The sequence below is a fragment of the Pseudomonas sp. ADAK13 genome (assembly GCF_012935715.1).
Lineage (GTDB): Bacteria > Pseudomonadota > Gammaproteobacteria > Pseudomonadales > Pseudomonadaceae > Aquipseudomonas.
The window spans coordinates 5,982,666-5,993,645 of the sequence record NZ_CP052860.1 but is presented as its reverse complement, the minus strand read 5'-3'; the positions used below and the strand labels follow the sequence as shown (position 1 = coordinate 5,993,645).

The 10,980-nt window shown below is 61.9% G+C and carries 10 protein-coding genes; 8 read left to right on the top strand and 2 right to left on the bottom strand.

All coding sequences use genetic code 11. The features are described 5' to 3' along the window. Positions 1 to 66 precede the first annotated feature (66 nt). From HKK54_RS27525 to HKK54_RS27515, 3 genes are all read left to right on the top strand, one after another. On the top strand, positions 67 to 855 hold the full coding sequence (locus tag HKK54_RS27525) for a M949_RS01915 family surface polysaccharide biosynthesis protein (protein ID WP_029615913.1): 789 nt from the start codon (positions 67 to 69) through the stop codon (positions 853 to 855). Between the two features lie 103 nt (positions 856 to 958). Then, positions 959 to 1,873, top strand: coding sequence for a site-specific integrase (locus HKK54_RS27520; protein ID WP_010171064.1), 915 nt, complete (start codon positions 959 to 961; stop codon positions 1,871 to 1,873). A 116-nt stretch (positions 1,874 to 1,989) separates the two neighbouring features. Continuing rightward, entirely contained in the window at positions 1,990 to 2,214 is a 225-nt protein-coding gene (locus HKK54_RS27515) for a DUF2188 domain-containing protein (protein ID WP_003217639.1), read from the top strand. 119 nt (positions 2,215 to 2,333) lie between these two features. Here HKK54_RS27515 and HKK54_RS27510 read toward each other — a convergent pair whose 3' ends face one another. Next, positions 2,334 to 3,191 carry an SDR family oxidoreductase gene (locus HKK54_RS27510; RefSeq protein ID WP_010171063.1) on the bottom strand — a complete coding sequence of 286 codons (858 nt, stop codon included), beginning with the start codon at positions 3,189 to 3,191 and terminating at the stop codon, positions 2,334 to 2,336. A gap of 99 nt (positions 3,192 to 3,290) precedes the next feature. Then, positions 3,291 to 3,563: a DUF2790 domain-containing protein gene (locus tag HKK54_RS27505; RefSeq protein ID WP_169388511.1), complete on the bottom strand. Its 273-nt coding sequence runs from the start codon at positions 3,561 to 3,563 to the stop codon at positions 3,291 to 3,293. Positions 3,564 to 3,839: 276 nt separating this feature from the next. Here HKK54_RS27505 and HKK54_RS27500 point away from each other — a divergent pair, with 276 nt between their 5' ends. From HKK54_RS27500 to HKK54_RS27480, 5 genes are all read left to right on the top strand, one after another. Then, on the top strand, positions 3,840 to 4,352 hold the full coding sequence (locus HKK54_RS27500; RefSeq protein WP_010171060.1) for a sigma-70 family RNA polymerase sigma factor: 513 nt from the start codon (positions 3,840 to 3,842) through the stop codon (positions 4,350 to 4,352). After that, positions 4,349 to 5,296: a FecR domain-containing protein gene (locus HKK54_RS27495; protein ID WP_169388510.1), complete on the top strand. Its 948-nt coding sequence runs from the start codon at positions 4,349 to 4,351 to the stop codon at positions 5,294 to 5,296. Before HKK54_RS27500 ends, HKK54_RS27495 begins: the two co-directional genes overlap by 4 nt. A 101-nt stretch (positions 5,297 to 5,397) precedes the next feature. After that, positions 5,398 to 8,319, top strand: coding sequence for a TonB-dependent receptor (locus HKK54_RS27490; RefSeq protein WP_169388509.1), 2,922 nt, complete (start codon positions 5,398 to 5,400; stop codon positions 8,317 to 8,319). A 172-nt stretch (positions 8,320 to 8,491) separates the two neighbouring features. Further along, complete coding sequence (locus HKK54_RS27485; RefSeq protein ID WP_169388508.1) at positions 8,492 to 9,253, top strand: GntR family transcriptional regulator; 762 nt, start codon at positions 8,492 to 8,494, stop codon at positions 9,251 to 9,253. Continuing rightward, positions 9,250 to 10,980 (top strand): fumarate reductase/succinate dehydrogenase flavoprotein subunit, encoded by a 1,731-nt coding sequence (locus HKK54_RS27480; protein WP_169388507.1) that lies wholly within the window; start codon positions 9,250 to 9,252, stop codon positions 10,978 to 10,980. Before HKK54_RS27485 ends, HKK54_RS27480 begins: the two co-directional genes overlap by 4 nt.

Here is a 10,980-nt window from a genome sequence, read left to right as displayed (position 1 = left end):
AAGAATCTTCTCTGCAATGCCGCGCAAGTGCCGGTAAAGTAAGCCATCTCTTGCCAGGGCAGTCGGATGAATAGCGTGCAGCGTTTACGGCCAATGTTGATGGTGTTGTTGATGTCGGTGGCGTGGGCCACGGTGGTGCGGGCCGGTGACGGTGTGGCACTGACGGCCATCGACCCGGTGCCCGATGGCGTGGAAGTGCGGGGTAAACAGGTCGGGGCCTACACCTGGAGCGATAAACAGGGCAAAAACCTGTTGGTGCTGGCGGAACAGGTCAGCGAGCGCGACGACGACGGCGCCCAGTCGGCCTTTGTCTATGCCGCCCAGTACCTGCTTGACGGCGACCGGCCCAAGCGGGTGTGGATGCTCTACGACGACGTGCAGCACTGTGAATTTGACGCTGGCGCGCACTTCAACACCGACGCCACCCAGGTCACGGACCTGCTGGGCGATGGCATCAGCCAGGTCACGGTGGGCTATAGCCGCACCTGCACCAGTGATGTCAGCCCCAATGACTTCAAGCTGATCATGCACATCGGCAAGTCGCAGAAGTACCGCCTGCGGGGCATCGACCGCTATGGCGCCAGTTGGTGGGATGAAGACGCCGGCGCCCTGCAAGGCATGCCGTTGCCCAAGGATTGCAGCGTTGCTGCGCAACAGGCACTGGTCAGCCAGTACAAGGAGCAGGGCACCGAGTTGCCGTTGCCGGGCTGTTATGGCGACGAGCAGGACTTCGCCAAGGCGCCCAAACCGTACCTGGACTTCATGCGCCAGCACTGGTTTGCGTTGATGCAGAAGCAGGACACCGACTGGAGCCAGCAGCAGACGCCGGCCCCGGCAGAAGACGATCAGGAATAGCCCCGAGGATTGACCTGCGCTAGACTTCGCGCTCGCCAATTCACTAAATAGGTCGATTAATCAAATGGTTAGTCGATCTATTTAATCCAAAGGCTGATCTACCTTGACTGAGTCTACCCGCAACCCGCTGACCCTCTACCTCACCCGCCTGGCGCCCTCCAGCCAGCTGACCATGCGCTACGTGCTGCAAGACGCCGCCGACCGCCTGGGCTTTGAAGACATCAACCTCGAAGACATCGACTGGCACCTGTTGCAACCCGAGCAGGTCATGGCGCTGGTGGCCGTACTGCGTGAAGACGGTTACGCGCCGAATACCTCTTCGCTATACGTCAACGCAGTGCGCGGGGTGATGAATGAAGCCTGGCGCATGAGCCTGATCAGCCAGGATCACCTGCTGAAGATGCGCTCGGTCAAGGCCATGGCCGGCACCCGGCTGAGCCAGGGGCGCAACCTGCGGCGTACGTTGATTCGTGAGTTGATGGAAGTCTGTGCCGCCGACCCACGGCCCCAGGGGCTGCGGGACGCGGCGGTGATCGGGATCCTGTACGGCTCGGGCATGCGCAAGTCGGAGTCGGTGAATATCGAGCTGAACCAGGTCAACTTTGCCGAGCGCAGCCTGCAGGTCACCGGCAAGGGCAACAAACAACTGATCAAGTACGCGCCGGCCTGGGCCTTTGCCAAGCTGGAGGCGTGGCTGGAGTTTCGTCGCAGCCAGTTGAAAGAGGGCGAGCAGGACGACACGTTCCTGTTCAACCGCATCCGCCGGGGCAGCCATATCACCCGGGAACGCATCACCAAACACGCGATTTACTACATTGCCCGCCAGCGCGGGGAACAGGTTGGGGTGAAAATCATGCCCCATGATTTCCGGCGTTCGTTTATCACCCGGGTAATTGAAGAGTACGACCTGTCCATCGCCCAGAAGCTGGCGCACCACACCAATATCCAGACCACCGCCACTTACGACGTGCGCGACGACAACGAGCGGCGCCGGGCGGTGGATCGGTTTGACCTGTAGGGCCGCCTGTAACCTGGGCGGCCAACTGCCTTGAACTCTGCCCGGCGCCTGCGCTCGCAATAACTAGGGCGCGGGTTTTGCCGCGTGCCGTGTTCATTCAGTCAAGGGAGCAGACCATGGATACCTACAACATCAACAAGACCGGCACCGGTTGGGCGTTGACCAAGCAGGGCTCGGCGCGGCCGTCGAAAACAGCGGAGACCAAGGAGGCGATCGTCGAGTTGGCGAAGGAGTTTCTCAGCGACAAGACGGCGTCGCTGAGAATTCACAGCATGGATGGGCGGATTCAGGAGGAAAGAACCTATCCGCGCAAGGCTGATCCGACTCGATCTCCAGGTTAACCGAGTCACACATGTGGGAGCGGGCTTGCTCGCGAAGGCGTTGGATCAGTCACACATGCATTGCCTGACACTCCGCCTTCGCGAGCAAGCCCGCTCCCACACTGGATTTGCATCCGACCCTAGAGAATCGGCTTGCCACCTGTCACGGCATACCGCGAGCCGGAGATGTAACTCGCCTCATCCGACGCCAGCAGCACGTAGATCGGTGCCACTTCCACCGGCTGGCCGGGGCGGCCCAGTGGGGTCTCGCTGCCAAAGCTGTTCACGTCCTCGTCCGGCATGGTCGAGACAATCAGCGGCGTCCAGATCGGCCCAGGCGCTACGCTGTTCACCCGGATGCCCTTGCTGCCCAGCAATTGCGCCAGGCCACCGGTAAAGTTGGCAATCGCGCCCTTGGTGGCGGCATACGCCAGCAACGTCGGCTTGGGCATGTCGGAATTCACCGAACTGGTATTGATGATCGACCCGCCGGCCTTCATATGTGGCAGCGCCGCCTTGCAGAGGCGAAACATCGCGGTGATGTTGATATCGAAGGTCTTGACCCATTCCTCGTCGGGGATGTCTTCCAGGGTCTCGTGGGTCATCTGGAAGGCTGCGTTATTGACCAGCACATCGATCCGGCCGAACTGCTCGACGGTCTGGTCGACAATCGCCTGGCAGGTGGCCTTTTGCGCGAGGTCCCCGGGCAGCAGCAGGCACTGGCGGCCGGCTTCCTCCACCCAGCGTGCGGTCTCCTTGGCGTCCTCGTGTTCATCCAGGTACGCGAGGGCCACATCGGCCCCTTCGCGGGCGAAGGCAATCGCCACGGCGCGGCCGATACCGCTGTCGGCGCCGGTGATCAGGGCGATCTTGTTGGCCAGGCGACCAGAGCCGGTGTAGCTCTTCTCGCCGCAGTCGGGGTAGGGGTCCATCTTCTTCTGTGAACCGGGAACGGATTGGGCCTGGCTGGCGAAAGGTGGGCGTGGGTAGTCAGTCATCTCAATCTCCATAGATCACAACGGGTTCTATGGATTAGTGATTTTCAGCAGCCCAATAGTTGTAATCGATGCCGGTCAGGCCCGACGAATGGTTTGCGATCAACCATGCTGGCAGGCATCGCCCAGGCGCATGTAGTCCAGTTCGTGACGCACGCCATGGCTATCGATATAGACCATGTGGCCCTTGACCGGACCGCACTCGGTGGAAGACTCGGTACTGACGCGCACCACCTTGGCGATATCCAGGTCCTGGGAGTAGTCGTAAGTCTCGTTGGCGGGTGCGCTGGCACTCACAGTGGGCGCCGTGGTTTCGCCCTGGGCGACGGCAAGTGTGCTGAACAGGCCCAGCACGGCGATAAGCAGATAACGCATGGGAACCTCCGGCACCACGAAGGTGGTGAGTTGACTGTGGGGTTCATTCTACAAAGCGCTTGCTGCGGGGATGAACGCTTGCGGGGCAATAGAAGACATCAGCCAAATCGATGCTTGCGGCCCTTATATTCGTTTGAGAGTTAAAGCGGATTTTTAATTACTTCCAAAGCTCCGCACCTCTGCTGCACAGTCGCTCCCTTTATTCCAAGCCACTTACAGGGTGGTGTTGGCGGATGATTTTCGAGGCAGGCGAAATGCCTCGTAAGGGAGCAAGGCATGGGTGTCAGACAGCCCCTCGGTTACCCATTGATTGGGCAGATGTTCCAAAAGGATTACCAGTGGTTGTGCGGTTCGGTCAGGCGAACGTTGGGGTGTCATCACAGCGCGCAGGACATTGCCTCGGAAACGTTCCTGCGGGTGCTGTCACTACCGGACCCGGCCGCCATTCGCGAACCTCGCGCGCTGTTGACGACCATCGCTCGGCGCCTGGTGTACGAGGGCTGGCGCCGGCAGGATCTGGAGCGCGCCTACTTTGAAAGCCTGGCGCATGCGCCGGTGCCGGTGCATCCATCACCCGAAGAGCGGGCGTTGGTCATCGAGGCTTTACTGGCCGTGGATCGCCTGCTTGACGGGCTGTCTGCCAAGGCCAAGGCGGCATTTCTCTACCACCAACTGGACGGCCTGACCTACAGCCAGATCGGCGAGCGCTTGCAGGTCTCCACCAGCCGTGTGCAGCAATACATGGCCGATGCCTTCAAGCGCTGCTACCTGGCGATGGCGCAACCATGAGCCTTTTACGCCCGGAAGATGCAGTGGTCGAGGAGGCTGCGCGCTGGATGGCGCTCCTGCAATCGGAGCACGCCAGCGTTCAGGAACGGCAGGCATTCGAGGCGTGGTGCGCGGCGGACATTCGTCACCGCCAGGTGATTGATCAAATGAGCGGTGGCATGCGGCTGTTGCGCAGTCAGGCGTTGCACGGGGTGCCCAGTGAGCGCCTGTTGCACAGCCTGAAAGCGCCGTCCAGCCGCCGGCGGTTTGTCGCCGGCAGCCTGGGTGTCGTCGCGCTGGCCGCGCTGTTTCTCGGGCGTCGCCAGGGCTGGCTGGGCGATACCGGGGAGCTGTATACCGGCACCGGTGAGCGCAAGCACCTCACGCTGGAGGATGGCAGCTTGCTGACGCTGAACGCACAGACTCGGGTAATGGCGCGCTTCGACGCTCACCAGCGCGTGCTGGAGCTGCGGGATGGCGAGTTGCTGGTGGATGTGGCCAAGGACCCGACACGGCCCTTCGTGGTGCAAACCCGGCATGGCCAGATTCGTGCCCTGGGCACCCGGTTCCTGGTGCAGCATGACGAAGCGTCCACCCGCCTGGCGATGCTGCATTCGCGGGTGGAAGTGGTCACCCGGGACGGCGCGCGCCAAATTGTGGAGGCCGGGCAGAGCCTGCGTTTCGATGAGCAGCACACCTTCGGCACTGGCCCGCTCAAGGGCGATGAAGCGGGCTGGACCCAGGGACGCCTGGAAGTCCACGACCGCGCCTTGAGCGAAGTAATCGATAGCCTGCGCAGCTATCGCCGCGGGATTCTGCGCTTGAGCCCGGACGTCGCCCGGTTGCGCCTGAGCGGCATCTATTCCCTGGACGATACGGATCGGACCCTGCAATTGCTGCAGAACTCATTGCCGATTCGCGTGACTTACCACAGCGCTTACTGGGTGAGCATCGGGTCGCGTTAAACCGGTTATAAACTCATAGCTTCTTTGCCTAAACGCCGCCCTATAAAAATCCGCAGGCTGCTGCTCATCCCCTGTAGACACATTCAACAGGGAGATCCTCGATGTTCTTATTCAAACAACAATTACCACGACTGACGCTGGCGGCGGCGTTGGCGATGGGTGTCTGCACAACATCGGTGATGGCCCAGGAAGCGGCCGCTAAGGTGTTCAGCCTTGATATCGCCGGCGGCCCGCTCGATACGGTGCTGCTGGATATCTCCCGGCAGACCGGGGTGATGATTTCGTTCAGTCAACAATTGGTCCAGGGCAAACGCAGCGCCGCCATTCGGGGAAACCTGGGCAGCCTGCAAGCGGTGGACAAAGCGTTGCAGGGCAGCGGCCTGCAAGTGAGTGACAGCGAGCAGGGCCTGACCGTACAGGCGGCGCCTGTGGCGCCGCCCCAGGCCGCCCCGGCAGCAGGTAAAAGCACCGACTACCGCCTCGAAAAAGTCACCGTGACCGGCTCGGCGATTCGCCGGGTGGACGCTGAAACAGCCGTGCCGGTGACCATCCTGCGGGTCGAGCAACTGCGCGAACAAGGTGTGAGCACCACCGAAGAGTTGATCAACCGCATCTCTGCCAACCAGTCCTCCGTTGGCTCCGGGCGCTCGGTGGGTTCCAGCAGCGGCGGTGCGGCCTTTGCCGATTTGCGCGGGATTGGCGCGAACAAAACCCTGGTGTTGCTCAACGGCCGACGCCTGAGCAATAACGCGGTCAACACCACCAACGGCTCCGGGGTGGATTTGAACACCATCCCGTTCGCTGCCATCGACCGCGTGGAAGTCCTGCGCGATGGCGCCTCGGCGCTGTACGGCACCGACGCGATTGGCGGAGTGATCAACTTCATCACCAAGACCAGCCTGACCGGCGGCCAGCTGTCGACCAATTACGACTCGCCGACGCGCTCCGGCGGCGGCGACAGCCATAACTTCAGCGGCAGCTACGGTTTCGGCGACCTTGAAGAGGACCGCTTCAACGTGTTCGGCGTGGTCAGCTATGACAAGCAGACGCGCCTGGCGGCCAAGGACCGGGACTTCACCTACAACTACCAGCCCGGTCGCGGCCTGGATTTCACCTCCGGTACCGCCGCGCCGGCTAACTGGAGCCAGGGCAGCAACGCGACCAACCCGCTGGCGGGCTCCGGCTGCAACTCGCCGGGGCTGTTGTCACGCAATGGCATCTGCCGCCAAAGCCTGTGGAGTTACCTGGACCTGGTCCCTGAAACCGAAAAAACCTCGGCCTTTGCCAAGGCCACCGGCAAGCTGGCCGATGACCATACAGTCAGCCTCGAGTACTTCTGGGCGCGCAACGAAAACCGGACGCAGATTGGCCCGGGCACCCTGATGGGCGCCCAGGTTAACCCGGGTACGCCTTTCTATCCTGGCAACGGCGTCACCCCGGGCCCCACGGGCTTCGCCCTGGACCCGACACAGCCGGTAGACGTGAACTGGCGTGAAACCGATGCCGGCGCGCGCAAGCACGAAGATGACAACACCAGCCAGCGCCTGCTGCTGAGTTTTGAAGGCAACGTGGCGAACTGGGACTACAACGTCGGCGCGTCCTACAACCAGAACAAAGTGGTGCAAACCATTCTCGACGGTTATGTGAACGACCAGACCATCAGCCAGGGGATCGCCAACGGCGTGATCAACCCGTTCGGCCCGCAGAGTGAAGCGGGCAGGGCGTTGCTGGCGTCCAGCCGCGTCGATGGCGACTACGCCACCGCCGTTGGCCGGGTGAAGAGTATCGACGGGCGCGTGAGCCGTGAAATCGGCGACTGGTTTGGGGCAGGCCCCACGGGCCTGGCGCTGGGAGGTGAATACCGCAAGGAAGATTTTCACCAGGATTTCGCCCAGTTTGCCGAGACCGTGCAGAGCCTCGGCGTAGACCCCAATGGCGCGGTGCGCGGCAATCGCAGCGTCTCGGCCGAGTACGCCGAGGTCAACGTACCGGTGCTCGAAAGCCTGGAGCTTTCCGCCGCCGTGCGGCATGACAAATACAGCGACTTTGGCAGCACCACCAACCCGAAATACTCGTTCCGTTTCCAGCCGTTCAAGGAGTTGGTGGTTCGTGGCGCCTACAGCGAAGGGTTCCGCGCACCGTCGCTGTATGAGTTGTACAACCCGACCTACACCAGCTACACCGTGGCCAACTACAACGACCCGCGCTTGTGCCCGGGCGGCACCCCGGCCAATGGCGGGATCGGCAACCGCGACTGCGCCCAGCAGTTCCGCCGGCAGACCGGCGGCAACGGCAGCCTGAGCCCGGAAACCGCCCGTAACGTGACCTTTGGTTTCGTATTCCAACCCATTGAGCGCTTGAGCGCTGGCCTGGATTTCTGGTGGATCACCATCGCCAACCAGATCGCCGAGTTTCCGGAATCGTCGGTCTTCGACGACCCGGACGCCTATGGCGACCGCTTGATTCGTAAGGCTGACGGCTCCATTGATCACATCGTTACCGGCCTGGCCAACCTGGGTAAGACCAAAACCAACGGCGTAGACGTGAGTTTCGACTACCGCTTCCCGAGCACCGCCATCGGTGACTTCGGCATCGGCCTGCAAGGCACCTACGTCAACCAATACAAATACCAGCAGGAGCTCAAGGGCGACTACATCGACAAACTCGGTGATTTCCGTGGCGGCGAGTTCTCCACCGCGGGTGCCGTTGCACGCTGGCGCCACAGCCTGACCGGTACCTGGGCGCGGGGACCACTGGGCGTTAGCCTGACCAACCGCTATACCAGTGGTTATCACGACTCGGACCCCGAAACCCACGACGCGGTGGGCTCCTACAACGTCTGGGACCTGGCGGGCACCTACAACTGGAGCAAGTCCCTGGCCGTCACCCTGGGCGCGAAAAACCTGTTTGACCGGGCGCCGCCTTTCAGCAACCAGACCTACGCCTTCCAGAGCGGGTACGACCCGAAATACGCCGACCCGTTTGGTCGGATCCTGTATACCCGAGTCAGCTACAACTTCTGATTTTTATAATCATCAGGTCTAACGCGGCTCTATAAAACAAGCTGATCCACTGCACATATCGGGTAGGTGCAGCGGATCAGCCTGTCCATAACCTTATTCCAAAACGGTATTTCCACGTCTTTCATAAGACTCCTTATGATCACGTCATAACTCGTTATGACAAGTGGTCCTGATGAACGAATCAACCGTCGCCTTATCCCCTCTGTCCAGCGTTCCGCTGCATGCCCAGCTGCGGGATCTGCTGCGCAGCCGCATCCTCGATGGTGAATACGCACCGAACACCCAGATGCCTTCCGAAAGCGAACTGGGTGCGCGCTTCAAGGTCAGCCGCATCACCGTGCGCCAGGCGCTGGGTGATCTGCAAAAGGAAGGCCTGATCTACAAGATCCACGGCAAAGGCACCTTCGTCTCCAAACCCAAGGCCTATCAGAACGTCAGCACCCTGCAGGGGTTGGGCGAGTCCATGACCGAGCGCGGCTATGAAGTGATCAACCGCCTGCGCAGCTACCGCTTTGTGCCCGCCGACAAGCTGGTTGCCGAGCGCCTGGGTGTGGAGGAGGGCACCACGGTCGCGCAGATCAAGCGCGTACGGCTGATCAACCGCGAACCGGTGTCGCTGGAAATCACCTACCTCAGCCAGGCCCTGGGCGAACGCCTGGAAAACGCCGACCTGGTGACCCGCGACATCTTCCTCATCCTGGAGAACGACTGCGGCTTGCAACTGGGCCACGCCGACGTGGCGATTGACGCGGTACTCGCCGACAGCGAGCTGACCCAGGCGCTGAACGTCGAGGCCGGTTCGCCGATCATGCGCATCGAACGCCTGACCCACACCGCCGACGGCCAGCCGGTGGACTTTGAACACCTGTATTACCGCGGCGATGCCTTCCAGTATCGCCTGCGTATCGACCGTCAGCGAGGTAGCCGCCCGTGAGCCGCAAAACCCTGGAACTGGAATACGACATCGTGGTGATCGGCGGCGGTACTGCCGGCCCCATGGCGGCGATCAAGGCCAAGGAGGCCAACCGTGACCTGCGCGTATTGTTGATCGACAAGGCCAACGTCAAGCGCAGCGGCGCCATCAGCATGGGCATGGACGGGCTGAACAACGCGATTATCCCCGGCCACTCCACGCCGGAGCAGTACACCAAGGAAATCACGATTGCCAACGACGGCATCGTCAACCAGGCGGCGGTGTATGCCTACGCGACTCACAGCTTTGAAACCATCGAGCAACTGGACCGCTGGGGCGTGAAGTTCGAGAAGGACGAAACCGGCGATTACGCGGTGAAGAAAGTCCACCACATGGGCGCCTACGTATTGCCGATGCCCGAAGGGCACGACATCAAGAAGGTGCTGTATCGCCAACTCAAGCGGGCCCGGGTCACGATCACCAACCGTCTGGTGTGCACCCGTTTGCTGACCGACAGCGACGGCGCGGTGAATGGCGTGATGGGGTTTGACTGCCGTACTGCGGACTTCCAGGTGATCAAGGCCAAGGCCGTGATCCTGTGCTGCGGCGCGGCCGGCCGCCTGGGCTTGCCGTCGTCGGGTTACCTGATGGGCACCTATGAAAACCCGACCAACGCCGGCGACGGCTACGCCATGGCCTACCACGCCGGTGCCGAGCTGGCGAACCTGGAGTGCTTCCAGATCAACCCCCTGATCAAGGATTACAACGGCCCGGCCTGCGCCTATGTCACCGGGCCCTTGGGCGGCTACACCGCCAACAACAAGGGTGAACGCTTCATCGAGTGTGACTACTGGAGCGGGCAGATGATGTGGGAGTTCCACCAGGAGCTGGAAAGCGGCAACGGGCCGGTGTTCCTCAAGCTCGATCACCTGGCCGAGGAAACCATCCAGAACATCGAACAGATCCTGCACAGCAATGAGCGCCCGAGCCGTGGCCAGTTCCACGCCAACCGGGGCACCGATTACCGCAGCCAGATGGTCGAAATGCACATCTCCGAGATCGGCTTTTGCAGCGGGCATTCCGCGTCGGGCGTGTGGGTCAACGAGCGCGCCGAGACCTCGGTCAAGGGCCTGTATTCGGCGGGCGACATGGCCGCGGTGCCGCATAACTACATGCTGGGTGCGTTCACTTATGGGTGGTTCGCCGGCACCAACGCCGCCAGCTTTGTGGCCGGGCGCGAGTTCAGCGCCGTGGATGCCGGGCAAGTGGCCGCCGAGCAGGCCCGGGTGTACGCCCCGCTGGACCGCGAAACCGGCCTGCCGCCGGCCCAGGTCGAGTACAAGCTGCGGCGTTTCGTGAACGATTACCTGCAACCGCCCAAGGTCACCCGCAAGATGGAAATCGGCTTGCAACGCTTCGCCGACATCGAACGCGACCTGGACCAGATGAAGGCCCACAACCCCCACGAGTTGATGCGCGCCATGGAAACCAGCGTGATCCGCGATTGCGCCGAAATGGCCGCCCGCGCCTCGCTGTACCGCGCCGAAAGCCGTTGGGGCCTGTACCACCACCGGGTCGATCACCCGCAACGCAACGACGCCGACTGGTTCTGCCATTGCCACCTGAAAAAGGGCGATGACGGGCAGATGGTCAGCTTCAAGAAACCCGTCGAGCCCTATGTGATCCCACTGGATGCCGAAGAGATGCAGGCTTACGACCGCCTGCGCGTAGGGGCTGACGCCGCCTGA

Excerpts from the sequence above, each read along its gene's own strand:
- HKK54_RS27490 (WP_169388509.1), top strand. The coding sequence starts at position 5,398 with ATGTTCTTATTCAAACAACAATTACCACGACTGACGCTGGCGGCGGCG.
- HKK54_RS27485 (WP_169388508.1), top strand. The coding sequence starts at position 8,492 with ATGAACGAATCAACCGTCGCCTTATCCCCTCTGTCCAGCGTTCCGCTG.
- HKK54_RS27510 (WP_010171063.1), bottom strand. The coding sequence starts at position 3,191 with ATGACTGACTACCCACGCCCACCTTTCGCCAGCCAGGCCCAATCCGTT.
- HKK54_RS27505 (WP_169388511.1), bottom strand. The coding sequence starts at position 3,563 with ATGCGTTATCTGCTTATCGCCGTGCTGGGCCTGTTCAGCACACTTGCC.
- HKK54_RS27525 (WP_029615913.1), top strand. The coding sequence starts at position 67 with ATGAATAGCGTGCAGCGTTTACGGCCAATGTTGATGGTGTTGTTGATG.
- HKK54_RS27495 (WP_169388510.1), top strand. The coding sequence starts at position 4,349 with ATGAGCCTTTTACGCCCGGAAGATGCAGTGGTCGAGGAGGCTGCGCGC.
- HKK54_RS27500 (WP_010171060.1), top strand. The coding sequence starts at position 3,840 with ATGGGTGTCAGACAGCCCCTCGGTTACCCATTGATTGGGCAGATGTTC.
- HKK54_RS27515 (WP_003217639.1), top strand. The coding sequence starts at position 1,990 with ATGGATACCTACAACATCAACAAGACCGGCACCGGTTGGGCGTTGACC.